The following is a 17717-nucleotide window of genomic DNA, read 5'->3' as shown; positions in this document are numbered from 1 at the left end:
GTGTCTTTACACACCATGAGCGATCTGTCACGGCCCAGCGACGAGCCCCCGGCACCCAGGCCGCCCGACGGCGACTGGCTGGGAACACCTTTCCTGAAGTTCACCCGAGAGGGCGCATTCGGAGTCTGCACGCTGGACCGGCCGGAAGCCCGCAACGCGATGACGCCGGCGATGTACTTCGGGATCAAATACGCGGTGAATCACGTCGGCAGCGATCCGGATCTGGCGGGCCTGCTCATCACCGGCACCGGCGATGTCTTCGCGCCCGGTGGCGACATGGGCGGGGGCGGCGGTGACAACTGGCTGACCTTCGGCTCAGCCCTCGGCATGGACGCTCTGCCGTTCGACACCCTGCGCCAATCCGCAAAGCCGGTGGTCGCCGCGGTCAACGGGCTCTGCCAGGGCGGGGGACTGCAGATCGCGCTGTGCGCCGACCTCGCCGTGGTCAGCGATCGCGCCACTTTCCGGGTGCCCGAGCTCTACCGCGGCATCGCCGACACCTATTACAGCCAGATGCTCGCACGGCTCATCGGACCGGTCCGCACCCGCGACCTGATGTTCACCGGACGCACCCTGTCCGCATCGGAGGCGCTGGATTGGGGGATGGTGGCGCGCGTTGTCCCGCACGTCGAGTTGGCTACGGCAGCAAGGGAAGTGCTCGCGCAGTGCTGCCGGACCGCTCCCGGCGCCCGCACGGTCATCAAGTCCAGTCTGGACAACTACCTGGGCCTCTACGACCGGATCGGGATGCAGTCCAGTCTCGGCTCCCCGGAGGCGATCGAGGGTTTCATGGCCTTCAAGGAACGCCGGTCGCCGAGCTGGGTGCACCCGGACTTACGGGTCGAGGGTCGGCTGTAGGGCGGCGATCACTTCGGCGGCGGCCCGCCGGCCGGCCTCGATCGCCCCATCCAGATAGCCGGGATGTCCACTGGCGGTTTCCGATCCACCCCAATGGATGTCGCCGACCGGACCACACGGCATCGGCACGAATCCCTCGGTGGTGCCGGGTTTCGGCAGCGCCACATAGCCGCCTTCGACGAATTCGTCGAGGTGCCAAGACTTCTCCTGCCAGTCGACCGGCTCCAGCACCTCCGGGCCGATGTGCGGCACCAGCGGCCTCAGCACGGCCTCGCGGCGCGCCGCGGCGTCCAGCGCGGACAGCTCTCGTGCGTCGGGACCGCCGACAAGCACGCACAGATGGCCCGGCCCGCCTGGCGCGGTGGTGTCGAAAACCGCGCTGCCCGGTCTGTCCAGGACAATGAACTCCCCGCCACCCCGTTCTCGCCAGAACGGCCGGCGATAGACCGCGACCGCCTTGTACACCGACCCCATATATGTGTTGTGCTGCAACGCAACCATATTCGAGGGCAGCGCGGGCTCGAACGTGATCCGGGAAGCCACCGGCGGCGGTGCCGTGACGATCACCTTGTCGGCCTTCACATCGCCCGACGCCGTGCGCACCAGCACCCGATCGCCACACACGATCGAGATCACCCGATGCCCGGTACGCACCCGCGGGCCCAACTCTGCCGCCAACCGCTCGACCAGTGCTCCGGCGCTTTCGACCAGCAACGATTCCTGGGCGCCGCCTTTGGTCCCCAGAATCGTCAACAGCCCTCCCTGATGACGAATCATGTCCGTGGCGGCGCGCACCGACAGCCGGTCGAGGTCCCCGGTCCACGAGATCAGGGCCACCACCTCGAGCAGTCGCCGAGCGGTGCGTCCCGGCACCCTGCTCAGCCAGCGGTCGAGGGTCGACGCGTTGAGTCTGGCCGGTGCTCCGAGCCGCGCCAGCACGCCGATCCCGGCCAGCGCCAAGGCCGAGACGAGCATCGAGGGCCCCAGTCGCGAGACCCGCCGCTGCCCGTCGATCACCGTGGGCAGGGTCGCGGTGTGCATCGGGAACATCGTCACGCCGAGTTCGGCGGCCAGCTCCGCGATCCGGTGGTGGTCGTGGCCGATCCACTGTCCACCCAGGTCGAAACGCGAACCCAGCGCACTGGTCCGGCCCAGCACGCGTCCGCCCACCCGATCGGCCGCTTCGAGGACGATCACGTCGATGTCCTGTCGATGCAGCTCACGCGCCGCGGTCAGTCCGGACAGTCCGGCGCCCACCACCACCACCGTCGACTCCCGCATCGGTACCTCCAAGTTCCATCCTAAGTCGGACAACCGACCAAATCAGTAAGCCACAGGTCGGTCATGCGGCGCAACGCGGGTCACCGCGCCCCTTTGACCGGCTGCGGGTCGGCGAACATCACCAGCATGTCTACGGCGCGTTCGAGATCATGCCGGGCCCGGGCGGCGTCGGTGCTGGCCACGTACTGCACGATCAGGCCGTCCAGCACTGCCAGCGTCAACCGGCCGAGCGTCGGGAAGTCCACGGCGCACCGCTCGCCGGCCGTCCGTGCAGCCTGCTCAAACAGCGTGCTGACCAGCTCGGTGTACCGGTCGTACTGCAACTGGGCCAGACCGCCCGCGCCTTCGGTGCGCACCGAATACATGGCCAGCTCATATTGCATGACCTGCAGTCCGATCTCACGCTCGACCAGCTTGCTCCAGAACATGGTCATGCTCTCCCGCAGCGCGTGCGCGACCCCGCGGTCAGGCTGCAGGCCGGGCTGCACGGCCGACACCACGTCGTCGATGACCGCCGTGATGACCGCGCGCAACAGCAGGTCCTTCGTCGGAAACACATAGTGCAACGTGCCGAGCGGGATGCCGGCCTCGGCCGCCACCGCGCGCAGAGTCGTGCCCGGAACCCCGACTTCGCTCAGTACCCGGACCGCGGCGGCCACGATCTCGTCCTGGCGCTGTTCCACCCGCACGTATGCCATGCACGGCTCCTTTCGTCATGGAGGTTCATAGTCGGACAACCGTCCGAAGTGTACGGCCGGGATCGGGGTCTGGCATCCAACTCCGTGACGGGGTGGAATAGGCGTGTGAAGCGACTCACTGGTGTGGACGCCCTGATGCTGTACACCGAGACACCCGAGATTCACATGCACACGCTGAAGATCGGCATCCTCGACGTGTCAAACATGGAGCGGGACTACGACTTTGAGATCTTCCGCGAGGTGGGTTACCAACGGCTGATGGCGCTCGAGCCGCTGCGGTACCAGTTGCTGGACATCCCGCTGAAGTTGCACCATCCCATGTGGCTGGTCAACGAGGACATCGACCTCGACTATCACGTACGCCGCGCGCGGGTGCCGGCGCCGGGCGGGCGACGAGAGCTCGACGAGTTGATCGGCCACATCGCGAGCACGCCGTTGCGCCGCGATCACCCGTTGTGGGAGATGTACGTCGCCGAGGGGCTGGCCGACAACCGGATTGCCATCATTCACAAGGTCCACCACGTACTGGCCGACGGCAAGGCTTCGGCTAACCAGATGGCTCAGGCGCTGTCGCCGCACCAGCCCGAACCCCGGCGGTTGCCGCGCGAACTGCCGACCCGCTCGCACCTGCTTAAGGAGGCCGCCAAAGATCACGCGGGCCTGATCCGCAAGCTGCCGCGCCTGCTCGGCGAGACGGCCTCGGGCATCTCCCGGGTGCGCCGCCGATCGAAGGAGCGGGGCCCCATCCCCGACCTGGCCCGCAACTTCGCCCCGCCGCCGTGCTTCATCAACCACCGGGTCAGTCCCGGGCGCCGTTTCGCCACCGCGCCGCTGGCGTTGGCCGACGTCAAGGAGACCAGCAAGCATCTCGGCGTCACGCTCAACGACGTCGTGCTGGCCACCGTGGCCGGGGCACTGCGCCGACTGCTGTTGCGCTACGACGGCCACGCCGATGTCCCGCTGATCGCCGGGGTGCCGGTGAGTTACAACCCGGCACCAGACCGCCTGGCGGGCAACGAGTTCACCTACATGACGCCGTCACTGCCGGTGCATGTCGAGGACCCGATGCAACGAGTCCGGCTGACGGCCATGGCAACCAGGATCGCGAAGGAGAACCACCAGCTGCTCGGCCCCACCGTGCTGCCCGCCTGGATGTCCTATCTGCCGACGGGGTTGGCGCCGCGCATCTTTCGCACCCAGGCCCGCCGCATGGAGTCGGCCAGCGTGATGAACCTGGTGGTGTCGAACGTGCCCGGGCCGCGCGAACGCGGCTGCATCGAGGGAGCCACACTCACCGAGATCTATTCGGTGGGGCCGATCGTCGCGGGCAGCGGCATGAACATCACCGTGTGGAGCTACGTCGACCAATTCGCCATCTCGGTGCTGACCGACGATCGCACCCTGGACGATCCGCATGAGGCTACCGATGCGCTGATCGACGCGTTCCGTGAATTGCGCAGCGCCGCCGGACTTTCCGAGGATCTCACACCGCTCGAGGCCAGCCTGCCGCTGGCCGCGGCGCTGGGTTGACGGCAATGGGCGGACAGGGCTGGCGCCGGCACGTCGTCATCCGGCTGATCGTCGCGGCACTCGTCGGCGCGGCGGCGGTGGTGCTGTTCGTGACCACGTCGGGATGGGCCTACGCACCGAGCGTGGGCTGGATCGCCGCGGCGTTGGTGTACCTGGTGTGGACGTGGATCGTCGTGCTGCCCATGGACGCCGAGAGCACGCGCGAACACGTGGTACCCGAGGACCCGCCGACCGGCTGGTTGATCGACGTGGTGATCCTGTCGGCGAGTGTGGCGAGCCTGGCCGGGGTGGCGCACCTGCTCACCGCCAGTTCCAAGGCGGGAGTGGAGAAGAACATCGCCGCGGGCACCGGGGTAGTCTGCATCGCCGTTGCCTGGTGCGTCGTCCATACCGTCTTCAGCATCCGCTACGCCGATGTCTATTACTCGAACTCGGCCAGTGGCATCGACTTCAGCGGCACCGAGCACCCCCGATTCCTGGATTTCTTCTATCTCGGATTCACCATCGGGATGACCTATCAGGTCTCGGACACCACGCTGCAGACCGGTCAGCTGCGCCGCATCGCGCTCGGCCAGGCGCTGCTGTCCTACCTGTTCGGTGCGGTTATTCTGGCTGTCACCATCAATCTGGTTGTCGGACTGAGTAATTCATGAAAGGAGGGCTCATGGCCGATCCCGGCCGGCGCGCACATCAGGAAGCCCGCAAGGCTCGCGTCATCGAGCACATGCAAAGCGAGAACGTGCAGGAGTGGGACCGCACGATGGCCACCTTCAGCCACCCCCGCTACGAGTTGCCCGACGGCACGGTGTTCGACGGCGCCGACGAGGTGATGCGGTACTGGATCGACGGGCGCGCGCTGGTACCCGACCAGACCAACGAACTGATCGAGCTCACCCACCTCGATGACGGGCAGGTCCAGATCGAGTTCTGGCTGCGCGGTACGCCGACCACGGCGACCGAGCCGTTCGAGGTCCGGCTGTGGGCCGTCTTCGGTTTCGATGAGTCCGACCTGATCACCGGGGAACGCGTATTCGTCGCTCCGCCGACCGCCGAGCAGCTCGCGGGATGAATGTTTCCCGCCGCTCCCCGAAGGGAACGAGGACGTGTGCCGAATAGTGAGGAGCAGTCGGGTCCGATCCGCAGCCTGATTCCCGCCCGTATCGACCGATTGCCCTGGTCGCCGTTTCACACCCGCATGGTGGTGGCGCTCGGCGTGGCGTGGATCCTGGACGGCTTGGAGATCACGGTGGCCAGTGCGGTGGCCGAGACGCTGACCGAACCGCAGACACTTCATCTGTCTTCGGCCGCCGTCGGGTTCGTCGCCACCGTCTACCTGGCCGGCGAGGTCGCCGGGGCGCTGTTCTTCGGCCGCCTGTCCGACAAGCTGGGGCGGCGCAACCTGTTCATGATCACCCTGGGCGTGTACCTGCTCGGCAGTGCACTCACGGCGGCGACGCTGGGCAACAGCGCGGCCTGGATCGCCTTCCTCTACCTGACGCGATTCATCGCCGGGATGGGCATCGGCGGGGAGTACGCGGCCATCAACTCGGCGATCGACGAGCTGATCCCGGCCCGCTTCCGGGGCCGCGTCGACATCGCGGTGAACGGGACCTACTGGGCCGGGGCGGTGTTGGGCACGCTGGGCACATTCGTCTTCCTGCGGGCCATCGAGCTGAGCCTGGGCTGGCGGTTGGCCTTCCTGATCGGCCCGGTCCTGGCGCTGGTCATTCTGCTGGTCCGGCGCAACCTGCCGGAGAGCCCGCGCTGGCAGGTGATGAACGGCCGCACCGAGGACGCCGAGCGCACCATCTCCCACATCGAGGAGGAGGTGCGGGCCACCGGTGCCTCCCTGCCGCCGGTCGACGAATCCACCGCGATCGAGTTGCGGCCCGCACAGGAGATCGGTTACCTCGCGTTGACGCGTGTGCTGTTCCGCGACTACCCGAGCCGCGCCGTACTGGGCGCCGTGCTGATGATCAGCCAGTCGTTCCTGTACAACGCGATCTTCTTCACCTACACCCTGGTGCTGGGCAAGTTCTACGGCGTGCCCTCAGCCTCGACACCGCTCTACCTCATCGCATTCGCGGTGGGTAATCTGCTCGGACCGCTGACCATCGGGCACTTCTTCGACACGATCGGCCGGCGCAAGATGATCGCCGGGACCTATCTGGCGTCGGGGCTGCTGCTGGCGCTCAGCGCGGCCCTGTTCCAGGCCGGTGTGCTGAACGCCATCACTCAGACCATCGCCTGGTGCGTCATCTTCTACATCGCCTCGGCCGGGGCGAGCGCGGCCTACCTCACCGTCAGCGAGATCTTCCCGCTCGAGGTGCGCGCCAAGGCGATCGCGGTGTTCTTCGCCATCGCACAGTGTTTCGGTGCGCTCGGGCCGGTCATCTACGGCGCACTCATCGGCGACGGCTCCAGGCCGCTGCTGCTGTTCCTGGGCTACCTGCTGGGCGCGGCGGTGATGATCGCCGGCGGCCTGGTGGCGTGGTTCCTCGCTGTCGACGCCGAAGGCAAATCCCTGGAGGACATCGCCACACCGCTGGCGGCCAGGTGAAGTCATACTGAGTATCCGGTTCCGATGACAGGAGAGGCAGGTCAGTGGTCTTTCGCGCAGACCAGGAGATAGGCCGCGATCTGGCTGCCGTGGACTGGGCGTCCACTCCGCTTGGGCCGGTTGAGGACTGGCCGCAGAGCCTGCGCACCGCCGTCGACATCCTGCTGTCGTCCCAGTTCTCCATGTGGATGGGCTGGGGGCCGGAACTCACCTTCTTCTGCAACGCGGCCTACCGCCGGGACACCTTGGGCCGCAAATACCCCTGGGCACTGGGCCGGCCCGCCAGCGAGGTCTGGGCCGAGATCTGGCCGGATATCACCCCGCGCGTGGAGCGCGTCCTTCGCGAGGGCGAGGCGACCTGGGACGAGGCATTGATGCTCATCCTGGGACGGTCCGGCTACCCGGAGGAGACCTACCACACGTTCTCCTACAGCCCGCTGCGCGACGACGACGCGCGCGTCGTCGGGCTGCTCTGCGTGGTCAGCGAGGACACCGATAGGGTCATCGCAGAGCGGCGCATGGCGACCCTGCGCGATCTGGGTTCGGACCCGAGTGTCATCCGCACCGAGCGGCAGATGCTCGATTTCGCCGCCGACCAGCTCAACAAGAACCCCTACGATCTCCCGTTCACCCTCACCTACCTGTTCGACGAGCAGGGCGACGCACAGCTGGCCGGAGCCAGTGGCATCGCCCCCGGTCATCCCGCGGCCCCGGAAACACTGCCGGGCGGCGGTGACTCGCTGTGGCCGACCGATAAGGCGGCGCAGGGCGACTGCGAGGTGATCGAACTCGACGGCCTCGCAATGAATCTGCCAACTGGCGCATGGCCCGAGCCACCGAGCCAGGCGCTGGCGGTGCCGCTGCTGCAGCAGGGTGGGCCGCCGGTCGGATTCCTGGTGGCGGGCCTCAACCGGTACCGCGAACTCGACGACGGCTATCGCGGATTCGTCGAACTGGTGGCCGGTTACCTCGCGACCGGGGTGAGCAGCGCGCGCAGCTACCAGGCTCAGCAGCGGCGCGCCGAAGAACTTGCCGAACTGGACCGCGCGAAGACCACCTTCTTCTCCAACATCAGCCACGAGTTCCGCACCCCGCTGACCCTGATCCAGGGGCCCGTCGACGAATTGCGGGCCCGGGCCGACGGTCTGGACGAGACCGCCCGCCAGGAACTGGAGTTGGTGCACCGCAACGGATTACGGCTGGCCAAGTTGGTCAACACGCTGCTGGACTTCTCGCGCATCGAGGCGGGCCGGATGCAGGCCCGGTTCGAGCCGGTCGACCTGGCGACCGTGACGGCCGATTTGGCCAGCGTGTTCCGCTCGGCGATCGACCAGGCCGGCCTGACGCTCACGGTGGACTGCCCGCCGCTGGACCAACCGGTTTACGTGGACCGCGGGATGTGGGAGAAGGTGGTACTCAACCTGCTCTCCAACGCGCTGAAGTTCACCTTCGAAGGCGAGATCACGGTGCGGGTCGCCCGCGACGACCGGCAGGTGGTGGTCACCTTCGCCGACACCGGGGTCGGTGTGTCGGCGGCCGAAATGCCGCGGCTGTTCGAACGTTTTCACCGCATCGAGACCACTCGCGCGCGATCCACCGAGGGCAGCGGCATCGGGCTGGCCCTGGTGCGGGAACTGGTCGGGTTGCACGGGGGCACCATCACGGCCGACAGCCGGGAGGGCGAGGGAACCACCTTCACCATCCGGTTGCCGTTCGGCACCGCGCATCTGCCGGCCGACGAGGTGGCCGAACCGCGCGACACCCGCATGGCTGCCAGCGCGGTCGCCGAGCCGTACGTGCAGGAGGCGTTGCGTTGGCTGCCGGACGAATCCGGCGCGGCGACAACAATTCTGGAGTCCCAGCCGGCCCAGGCCGGGGGCGGCGGCCCGCGGGTGCTGGTGGCCGACGACAACGTCGACATGCGCGCTTATCTGACGAACCTGCTGGGTGCGTCCGGGTATCAGGTGAGCGGCGTGGGTGACGGCGAGCAGGCGCTGGAGGCCATTCGCGCCCAGCTCCCCGATCTGGTGATCAGCGACGTGATGATGCCGAAGCTGGATGGTCTGCAATTGCTGGCCGCGCTGCGGGCCGATCAGCGCACGGCGGCACTGCCCGTGCTGCTGCTGTCGGCGCGGGCCGGCCAGGAAGCGTCCATCGAAGGCTTGTTGGCCGGCGCCGACGACTATCTGGTCAAGCCGTTCGCCGCCGCGGAACTGCTGGCGCGGGTGCGCGCCAACGTCGAGTTGGCGCGGATACGCAACTATCACGTCCGGTGGCGCACGGCGCTGGTGGACTCGCTGCAGGAAGCCTTCTTCGTCATCGACGAACAGGGCGCGGTCATCGAGGTCAACGCGGCTTTCGCCGATATCCTCGGCTACGGCCCCGAAGGACTGCCGTACGAAGCGCCCCACGCCTGGTGGCCGGACCCCGAAGTCGATGTCGTGGCCCGTCAGTTGGTCGAGGACGAGTTCGCCAAGTCGCTCGGCGAATCTGAGGGCAGCTTGAGCATTCCGGTCACCCACCGCGACGGGCACCGGTTGTGGATCGCGGCCAACTTCAACCATGCCCACGACCCCGATTCGGGACGCCGGGTCATGGTCGGGACCTTCCGCGACATCACGGCCGAGCACTATGCCGTACAGAGCCAGAGCGCGCTGGCCGAGCTCAATCAGCAACTCGTGCAAGCCGATACGCTCACCGACGCGCTGCAGGGTGCCGCCGAGGTGCTGCGCCGGGTGTGGCAGGCCCGGCGCGTTTTGGCGGTCACGTTCGCCAGCGCCACCGAGAGCGCGCCGCACGTGGTCTGCGCCGGAGAGCCCGCGCAGTGGGCCGACCTCTCGCCGCAACTGCGGCAGCAGATCGGGTCGCTGCGCGAGACGGATCTTCTGAGCACCGTCACCGTCGACGCCGGCGCGGCCGGCATCGCGTCGCAGCATCCCCGTGGCCTACTGGTCATCTGGGTCGAATTGTCCGAGCACCGCCGGTTCACCCGGGAAGACCAGACCCTGCTCGCGGTGCTGGCCGGCCGGCTCGGGCAGGGGCTGCAGCGCGTCTACCAACTGGACGAGCAACGGGAAACCGCTGTGGCACTGCAGCATGCGATGTTGGGGCCGGCGTCGCTGCCCGAGGGGTTCGCGGTGCGGTATCTGCCCGCCAGCCATCCACTGCAGGTGGGCGGCGACTGGTACGACGTCGTCGATCTCGACGACGATCGCGTCGCGTTGATCGTCGGCGACTGTGTCGGTCACGGCTTGGCGGCGGCCACCGTCATGGGTCAGCTGCGCAGCGCCTGCCGCGCGCTGCTGCTCGAGCACCCCAGCCCCGGCGCGGTGCTCACGGCCCTGGACCGCTTCGCCGCGCGACTGCCCGGCGCCCGCTGCACGACCGCATTCTGTGCGGTGCTGACTCAGCAGACGGGCGAACTGGTGTACTCCAGCGCCGGGCACCCGCCGCCGATCATGGTGTACGCGGACGGCAGCACGGTGCTGCTGGGCGAGGAACACGGGCTTCCCCTGGCGCTGCGCCCGAGTTGGCAGCGACTCGAAAGCCGCATCACGATGCCGCCGCGTGCCACGCTGTTGCTCTACACCGACGGTCTGGTGGAGCGGCGCGGGCACTCTCTCGACGACGGCATGACGCGGGCGGCCGACCTGGTGCAAAGTGGGCGATCGGAGGCGCTCGAAGAGGTGGCGGATCGGCTCATGTCCCAGTTGGAGCCCGGCGGCGGGTACCCCGACGACGTGGCGATGTTGCTCTACCGCCAGCCCGCGCCGTTCTCACTGGAATTCGTCGCCGATGCGAGCAACCTGGCCGATAGCCGAAATGCGCTGCGCGGCTGGCTGACCCGTGCGGGCGTCGAGCCGGATCAGATTCAGGACGTGCTCATCGCGACGGGTGAAGCCGTCGCCAACGCGATCGAGCACGGTCACCGCGACCAGCGGGTCGGCACCGTCTCGCTGCGTGCGACCGCGATCGTCGACCGGTTGCAGGTGACCATCAGCGATACCGGAGCCTGGAAGACGCCGGCCCATACTGCCGAATTCAGCCGCGGGCGTGGCATTTCCCTGATGCGAGTCCTGATGGAGGACTGCAGCATTGAATCCAGCGAAGCCGGCACGACCGTTTCCATGCATGCAAGGATCACGTGATGGCAACACCGCTCACCTTGAACACCGACCGCGGCTCCGACGGGGCGCACCGCTTGACCGCGGTCGGCGAGATCGACCTGAGCAACATCGAGGTGTTCAAGCGGGCCCTTTCCGACGCCAACGCCGGCACCCGCGACCCGATCACGATCGATCTCAGTGCCGTCAAGTACGTCGACAGTGCGGGCATCAACGCGCTGTTCGACCAGGCCGACGCGGTCGACCAATTACATGTGATCGTCCATCCTCTGCTCGTCCGTGTGCTCACCGTCAGTGGGTTCAGCAAGATCGCGAGTGTTGAGGCCGCGGCTAAGGCCGACGGCTGAACTGCATGTCGAGGCTGCGCAGGTAGGTCTGCAACCCGGCGTCCTGGACGGGAATCAGATGCGCCGGCGCGCCGGACTCGTTGTAGTGTGCGTGCCACATGCCGGGCGGCGTGGTGAACGCGCCGCCGGCCTGCCAGTCCACCCGGATCGGATCGGCGATCCGGCCACGGTCGTCGAGTTCGGTGCCCAGCAGCGTGTAGCACCCGGGCCGGGCGTCCAGGATCAGGTCCAGGGCGACCGACTGGTGGCGGTGCGGGCGCTGCTCCTGACCGGGCGGCAGCACACCGAACATCGCCCACAACACGTGCGTCAGCGTGAGCGTCTGCTCCTGCTCGGCGTTGGCCAGCAGCACGCTGACCCGGTTCTTCTCGTTGGCTCCCGGCTGCGAGGCGATGTGCTCGAGTTCGGCGATCACATCCGCGCCGCGGAACTTGGTCGGGCGGAAGCGGGGTTCGGACGCCCGGACGCCGAGGTGGCGAAGCAGCGGCTCGTCGTGCACCCAGTACATCGCCGCGTCGTCGTCGGCGTGGAAAGTCGCCTCGGCGCCGGCCGGCAAGGTCAGGAAATCGCCCTTCTCCCAACGCACCTGGTGGCCGTCAACAACGACGGCGCCGCGGCCGGACAGCACGTAGTACATCTGGGAAGTGGCGTTGGGGCAGGTGTCGATCCGCTCGCCCGCGCGGATCCGCACGAAGTTCGCGAGCAATGCCGGACTGGTCGCCGCGCCCGTGCTGATGCCGAGGTCGGCGGACAGGTCCAAGGGCACGACACCGGTCGGCTGGTCCAGGTAGATCTCCGGGCCGAACTGCACGATCGGCACCCGGGGTGTGTGGCCGGACCCGATGGGGTCGGCAGCCTGGGTGTATTCGAAATAGCGGGCGTCACGGGCCCACGTCGTTTCCAGGGTGGAAGTTTCGAGGGTGGAAGTCATGTCTATATCGTATCTATCTTGTATCTATGATGCAACCCGTTAGAGTTTCCGGTACTACGCAGGCGCAGAGGAGGGCCATGACGTTGGAAGTCACCAGCGGTCCCGGCGCGGCCAAGGATCGTGCGCTCGACTACGTCAAGGCCAAGGTGCTGACCGGGGAATTTCCCGGCGGGGAACTGATCAGCGAGGGGGAGGTAGCCTCCGCCCTGGGGATGTCGCGAACCCCGGTCCGCGAGGCGTTCCTGCAACTTGAGGCCGCCGGTCTGCTGCGGCTCTATCCGAAACGCGGGGCGCTGGTGGTGCCGGTCTCGCCGCGTGAGGTCCGCGCGGTCTTGCAGGCCCGGCTGGTGCTGGAAGAGTTCGCGGTTCGGGCGGTGATCGAGCGCGGTCCCGAGGCGTGTGCGGCTGTCTACGAACGGCTTTCGGCTCAGGTGCAGCGCCAGCGCGAGGCCGCGGCCGCCTCCGGACTGCACGAATTCCTGGAATCCGACCGTGCCTTTCATAACGCCACCCTGGAGGCCGCCGGCAACGACATCCTGGCCGGCTTCTACTCCACCCTGCGGGACCGGCAGATGCGGATGATCGGCGAATCGGCGCGCAATCCTCAGCGACTGGCCACCATCATCGAGCAACACGAAGGCATCGCCCGGGCACTTCGCGACGGGGACGGTGATGCCGCGCGAGCCGCGGTGCGGGCGCATCTGGCGGGCACCATGCGGGCACTGGGCCTGGCCAGCGAGGGGGAACTGTGAAGCAGCGTGTTGTCGTGGTGGGCGGTGGGTTGGCGGGCCTGGCCGCGACGGTGTGGCTGGCCGAGCTCGGCTACGCCGTCACGCTGGTGGAAGGCAACGGCAAGCTGGGCGGACGCACCATCGGCCTGACATCGGGGCACGGCGATGCGATCGAAAACGGGCAACACGTGCTGGCCGGCTCCTACGACTGCATCTTCCGCTACCTCGATTCGGTTGGCACGCGCCATCTTCTGAAGTTTCCCGACGAGTTCGGCGTGCGGTATCCCGGTGGGCACGTCGAGACGTTCGGTCTGCGCCCGCGTCATGCCCGCCGGATGTTCCTCGGTCAGGTACGGGGCCTGGGGATGGTGGATCTGCTGCGGGCCGCGCCGGCGTGGGCCCGGTTGATGCGTGACGTGGTGCGCTTCGACGATGCCCTGGACGACATCACCGTGGACGAGTGGTTCGACCGCCTCGGGTTTCCCGCCGCGGTCCGCCGAATCATGCTCAATTCCATGGTGATCGGCCTGCTGAACGAGCTACCCGAGTACGCGTCGGCGCATGCTTTCGCCGCTCTGTTGCGGACCGGCGCTGAGCGGGTGCGGCGCGGCGGCGGGACGGCCATGCGCATCGGCTATCCCACCGTCGACCTGGAAACCCTGTACCTCAACGGCGCTCGCCGCGTGATGGCCGAACGCGGGGTCCAGGTGCGGTTGCGGACCCGGGCGGTAGCGGTCGCGGTGGACGACGGTCGCGCGTCCGGGGTGCGGTTGGCCGACAGTTCGGTGATCGACGCCGACGCGGTGGTGCTGGCTGTGCCGTCCTGGAATCTGCGGTCGCTGCTGGACGAGGTGCCCGGGTCCGAGGACGTCCGGTTGGCGGCCAAGCAACTCGAGCCGATCCCGATCATGAACGCCTACGTGTTGCTGGACCGACCGCTGGGCACCGTGGCGCCGTGGGAATCGTTGCTGGACAGCGACATCGGCTGGGTCTTCGACCGCGACCGGATGCACGGGCCGCGCGGCGACGGCAACCATCTCTACGCGCTGACCACCTGCGCCGCCTACGACCTGATGACATTGAAGAACCCGGAGGTGGCGGATCGCCTGGTCGGCGCACTGCGCGCCAGCTACCCGGCCGCGCGCGAGGCCCGGGTCCTCGACGTCACCGTGGTGCCCTGGCCGAAGGCCACGTTCTCGTCCCGGGTCGGTATGTCGACCATCCGCCCCGGCAACCGCACGTCGTTGCCCAACCTGGTGCTGGCCGGTGACTGGACGCACAACGACTGGCCCACCACGATGGAGGGCGCTGCCCAAAGCGCCTCGTACGCAGTCGATCTCGTCCACGAGGTGCTGCGGTCCGGGAGTTGAGCGCAACCGGGCGCCCGCGGTATGAGATTCTGGGCCGCATGGCGAAGCTGCGGGGCCGACGGGTGGCCATCACCGGAGGGGCCCAGGGCATCGGCCGGGCGATCGGTGAGGCGCTGATCGCGGCGGGCGCCACGGTCGCCCTCGGCGACGTGCAGGAAGCCGCCGTCCGGCAGACCGCCACCGAGATCGGGGCCGAGGGCTATCACCTCGACGTGACCGACCCGGTGAGTTTCGAGGCCTTCCTGGACCAGTCCGCCGCGGATCTCGGCGGCCTCGACGTCCTGGTCAACAACGCGGGCATCATGCCGATCGGGCCGTTCCTGCAGGAGAACCCCAAAGTCACCAGGCGCACCATCGAGATCGACGTGCTGGGCGTGCTGACCGGCACCCGGCTGGCCGGTGCCCGCTTCGCCGGGCGCGGGTCGGGCCACATCGTCAACATCGCCTCGGTGATGGGCACCCTGGCCTCCCCGAACGCGGCCACCTACTGCGCGTCCAAGTACGCCGTCGTCGGGTTCAGCGAGGCGCTGCGCCAGGAGTGGCGGGGCAGCGGAGTCAAGGTGTCGGCCATCTGCCCGGGTTTCGTCCGGACCGAGTTGATCGCCGGGATGTCGGCGCCCGGACTGCTGGAGCGATTCCTGGTGGTCAACCCCGAGGACGTCGCCACCGCCGTGGTGGCCGAACTGGACAAGGGAGCTTCCCGCACGGTGTTCGTGCCCAAGTTGGTGGGTCTGGTTTCCCGCGGAACGGTCACGCTGCCGGCGCCCCTGGTGGACGCGGCCTTCCGGTTGTCGGGCGGTAACAAGGTCACCGCGGAGCTCGACCGCGAGCAGCGGGCCGCCTATCAGGCGCGTATCGAGGATCAGGAGTAGGCATGGGGGACAACGACACTCGGATCGAGCTGACCGGACTGCGGGGTGTGCCGGAAAGCGCACTCAGTCAGGCGCTGGTCGCGACGCTGCCGCGCAACGAAGCGCCCGCGCCGTGGGAGTGCCGCTGCTCGGCCCTGCTGTGGCTGGGCCGCGGCGGTCGCGCCGCCGCCTCGGTCCTGCCGCCGGCGCTGGCGGGCAGTCCGGCGCTGGTCACCCTCGGTGCGTTCGTCCGCTACACCGACACCCCGGTCGGCGCCTACGACGAGGTGCTCGGCATCGTCGGCTCGCGGAGCGGCCTGCGCCCCTGGGGCAATGTGGCCTTCATGTCGGTCGACTCCGAGACCAGCCTGGTCGGCGGCCGCACCAACTGGGCGATGCCGAAGACGCTGGCCCGCTTCGACGGGGAGTTGGCCGACGGCAACCTCATCACCGGCAGCAGCACCGATGAGCCGTCGTGGACGGTCAGCGCGACGCCGCGGATCAAGGGGCCGGCGCTGCCGTTGAAGGTCAAGGGCAGCGCGCGCCAGCAGTTCGCGGACGGTCGCATCGGCGACTCGCTGCTGACGTTCAACGGCCGGATCCGGCCGGCCCTGGTGACCGTCGGCGTCTCGTCGTCGGGCCCGCTGCCGACGTGGTTGCGTCCCGGACTGCACCTGGGCGCCTTCGTCGAAGAGGCGACCTTCACCCTCGGCGAACCGCGGTTCTGACGGCGGCGACCCGCTGCGCCCGGCTGCGCCGCGCTTGCGATCGCCGCGGTTTGCGGGCTAGTCCAGCTCGCCGTACTCGTCGAACCAGTGCGCAAGCTTGCCGCGCCGGCTGACGGCGCGCAGTCTGGCCTCGGCCGCGGCGCGGGTTTTGCTGGTGGTGATGATCAGCAGCTCGTCGCCGCTCTCGATGCGGGTATCGGGCTCCGGGACGAAGGTGTGGCCGTCGCGAATGATCAGGGTGATGACCGCCGGGTCGGGTAGCCGCAGTTCCAGGATGGTGACGTTGTGCAGCCGCGACGGCCGCTGCACCCGCATGGTCAGCAGTTCGGCGTCGAGCATGTCCAGCGGCGCGGCTTCCACCTGAATCTCGCGGGTCGCCTCGCGCGAAATCAGGCCCAGGACGCGGGCGATGGGCCGCAGGCTGGGGCCCTGGATCAGGGTGAACACCACGACCAGCACGAACACGATGTTGAGCAGCCGGGAGCTGCCCGGCACGCCTTCCACGATCGGAAAGGTCGCCAGCACGATCGGGACCGCGCCGCGCAGGCCTGCCCAGGACAGGAAAGCCTGATCGCGCCAGGGCGTTCGGAACCAGATCAGCGTTCCCACCACCGACAGCGGCCGCGCGACCAGCAGCAGCACCAGCCCGATCACGATCGCCGGGATCAGGTCAGCCGCCAGATCGCTCGGGTTGACCAGCAGCCCGAGCAGGACGAACAGGCCGATCTGGGCCAGCCACCCGACCCCTTCGGCGAAGGACCGGGTCGCCGAGCGGTGTGGCAGCCCCGAGTTCGCCAGGACTACCGCGGCCAGGTAAGCGGCGATGAAGCCACTGGCGTGGGCGTCACCGGCGGCGGCGAACGCCACCAGGCCCAGGCCGAACGTCGCGATGGGGTACAGGCCGGAGGCCGGCAACGCTATGCGCCGCAGTCCGAACGAGCCGAGGTAGCCGACCAGCAGCCCGATCACGGACCCGCCGAGCAGCTCGTACAGCAGGTCGGTGACGGCGCCCTCCGGTTTGAGCACGAAGGGCACCACGCTGAACATCAGGACCAGGATCACCCCGGGTGCGTCGTTGAACCCGGACTCGGCCTCCAGCAGTCCGGCCAGCCGCCGCGGCAACGGCAGCACCCGCAGCACCGAGAACACCGCCGCCGCGTCGGTCGAAGACACGATGGCACCGAGCAGCAGAGCGAGTTGCCAGTCGAAGTGCAGCAGCAGGTGCGCGCCCACGGCAGTGACCACCGTGCTGATGACGACGCCTACCGTGCCCAGCGCGGCCGCCGGCGCCAGGACCTTGCGGATGTCGCTGAACCTGGTGGTCAGACCGCCTTCCACCAGGATGACGGCCAGTGCCGCGATGCCCACGTTGCGGGACAGGATCACGTCGTCGAACTGCAGGCCCAACCCGTCCTCGCCGATGACGACACCGACCAGCAGGAACAACAACAGACTCGGGAAGCCCACGACGGTGGCCACGCGGGTACCGACGATGCTGGCCAGCAGCACGAGGCCGCCGACCGACACGGTCAGGTACAGCTGTTCCAGGGTCATGTGGTTCCACTTCAGACGAGGCGATGTGGTGCGGACGAGGCCGCCGGCATCGGCGTGCTGCCAGTAAATCAGCCCGCAGCCGACGGCCGCGCGTTGCACAGCGGGAAGTGCCGGGTGTCATGGCATACGCAAAGATGGTCGTGTGACCAAGCGG

15 protein-coding genes are annotated in these 17717 nt (G+C 68.3%); 11 read left to right on the top strand and 4 right to left on the bottom strand.

What is annotated here, in order from left to right:
* Window positions 1-15 precede the first annotated feature (15 nt).
* The gene (locus ACNQS7_RS12525; protein ID WP_418012791.1) at window positions 16-858 is read left to right on the top strand and encodes an enoyl-CoA hydratase/isomerase family protein; all 843 of its coding nucleotides are present in this window, start codon (window positions 16-18) and stop codon (window positions 856-858) included.
* On the opposite strand, the gene ACNQS7_RS12520 is transcribed toward ACNQS7_RS12525, so the two are convergent.
* Together ACNQS7_RS12520 and ACNQS7_RS12515 are read right to left on the bottom strand one after the other, a co-directional pair.
* Window positions 835-2139 carry a flavin monoamine oxidase family protein gene (locus ACNQS7_RS12520; RefSeq protein WP_418015970.1) on the bottom strand — a complete coding sequence of 435 codons (1305 nt, stop codon included), beginning with the start codon at window positions 2137-2139 and terminating at the stop codon, window positions 835-837. The two genes, ACNQS7_RS12525 and ACNQS7_RS12520, sit on opposite strands and share 24 nt — an antisense overlap.
* Before the next feature lie 80 nt (window positions 2140-2219).
* Window positions 2220-2837 carry a TetR/AcrR family transcriptional regulator gene (locus ACNQS7_RS12515; protein WP_418012790.1) on the bottom strand — a complete coding sequence of 206 codons (618 nt, stop codon included), beginning with the start codon at window positions 2835-2837 and terminating at the stop codon, window positions 2220-2222.
* Window positions 2838-2942: 105 nt separating this feature from the next.
* Here ACNQS7_RS12515 and ACNQS7_RS12510 point away from each other — a divergent pair, with 105 nt between their 5' ends.
* From ACNQS7_RS12510 to ACNQS7_RS12485, 6 genes are read left to right on the top strand one after another with little or no spacing between them, the layout of a single operon-like run.
* A complete protein-coding gene (locus ACNQS7_RS12510) occupies window positions 2943-4367 on the top strand; it encodes a WS/DGAT/MGAT family O-acyltransferase (protein ID WP_418012789.1) in 1425 nt (474 codons plus the stop codon).
* Between the two features lie 5 nt (window positions 4368-4372).
* Window positions 4373-5020, top strand: coding sequence for a DUF1345 domain-containing protein (locus ACNQS7_RS12505; RefSeq protein WP_418012788.1), 648 nt, complete (start codon window positions 4373-4375; stop codon window positions 5018-5020).
* 11 nt (window positions 5021-5031) lie between these two features.
* Window positions 5032-5436, top strand: a complete 405-nt coding sequence (locus ACNQS7_RS12500) for a hypothetical protein (protein WP_418012787.1) — start codon at window positions 5032-5034, stop codon at window positions 5434-5436.
* A 36-nt stretch (window positions 5437-5472) separates the two neighbouring features.
* Complete coding sequence (locus ACNQS7_RS12495; RefSeq protein ID WP_418012786.1) at window positions 5473-6927, top strand: MFS transporter; 1455 nt, start codon at window positions 5473-5475, stop codon at window positions 6925-6927.
* A 44-nt stretch (window positions 6928-6971) separates the two neighbouring features.
* Window positions 6972-11075 carry a SpoIIE family protein phosphatase gene (locus tag ACNQS7_RS12490; RefSeq protein WP_418012785.1) on the top strand — a complete coding sequence of 1368 codons (4104 nt, stop codon included), beginning with the start codon at window positions 6972-6974 and terminating at the stop codon, window positions 11073-11075.
* A complete protein-coding gene (locus ACNQS7_RS12485; protein WP_418012784.1) occupies window positions 11075-11398 on the top strand; it encodes an STAS domain-containing protein in 324 nt (107 codons plus the stop codon). Before ACNQS7_RS12490 ends, ACNQS7_RS12485 begins: the two co-directional genes overlap by 1 nt.
* Here the strand turns inward: ACNQS7_RS12485 and ACNQS7_RS12480 are convergent.
* Window positions 11382-12329, bottom strand: a complete 948-nt coding sequence (locus ACNQS7_RS12480) for a cupin domain-containing protein (protein WP_418012783.1) — start codon at window positions 12327-12329, stop codon at window positions 11382-11384. The two genes, ACNQS7_RS12485 and ACNQS7_RS12480, sit on opposite strands and share 17 nt — an antisense overlap.
* Window positions 12330-12406: 77 nt before the next feature.
* Between ACNQS7_RS12480 and ACNQS7_RS12475 the strand changes: the two genes are divergently transcribed.
* The 4 genes from ACNQS7_RS12475 to ACNQS7_RS12460 are packed head-to-tail and all read left to right on the top strand — an operon-like array spanning window position 12407 to window position 16009.
* The gene (locus tag ACNQS7_RS12475) at window positions 12407-13081 is read left to right on the top strand and encodes a GntR family transcriptional regulator (protein ID WP_418012782.1); all 675 of its coding nucleotides are present in this window, start codon (window positions 12407-12409) and stop codon (window positions 13079-13081) included.
* A complete protein-coding gene (gene hpnE / locus ACNQS7_RS12470; protein ID WP_418012781.1) occupies window positions 13078-14430 on the top strand; it encodes a hydroxysqualene dehydroxylase HpnE in 1353 nt (450 codons plus the stop codon). The genes ACNQS7_RS12475 and hpnE overlap by 4 nt, the downstream gene beginning before the upstream one ends.
* 38 nt (window positions 14431-14468) lie before the next feature.
* Window positions 14469-15302 carry an SDR family oxidoreductase gene (locus tag ACNQS7_RS12465; protein ID WP_418012780.1) on the top strand — a complete coding sequence of 278 codons (834 nt, stop codon included), beginning with the start codon at window positions 14469-14471 and terminating at the stop codon, window positions 15300-15302.
* A 2-nt stretch (window positions 15303-15304) separates the two neighbouring features.
* Window positions 15305-16009, top strand: coding sequence for an acetoacetate decarboxylase family protein (locus ACNQS7_RS12460; RefSeq protein WP_310784608.1), 705 nt, complete (start codon window positions 15305-15307; stop codon window positions 16007-16009).
* Between the two features lie 57 nt (window positions 16010-16066).
* On the opposite strand, the gene ACNQS7_RS12455 is transcribed toward ACNQS7_RS12460, so the two are convergent.
* The gene (locus ACNQS7_RS12455; protein ID WP_055579787.1) at window positions 16067-17563 is read right to left on the bottom strand and encodes a potassium/proton antiporter; all 1497 of its coding nucleotides are present in this window, start codon (window positions 17561-17563) and stop codon (window positions 16067-16069) included.
* Window positions 17564-17717 lie beyond the last annotated feature (154 nt).

Source organism: Mycobacterium sp. 23 (assembly GCF_048287075.1).
Taxonomy (GTDB): domain Bacteria; phylum Actinomycetota; class Actinomycetes; order Mycobacteriales; family Mycobacteriaceae; genus Mycobacterium; species Mycobacterium gordonae_B.
This window is presented reverse-complemented; position numbering and strand designations above follow the sequence as displayed.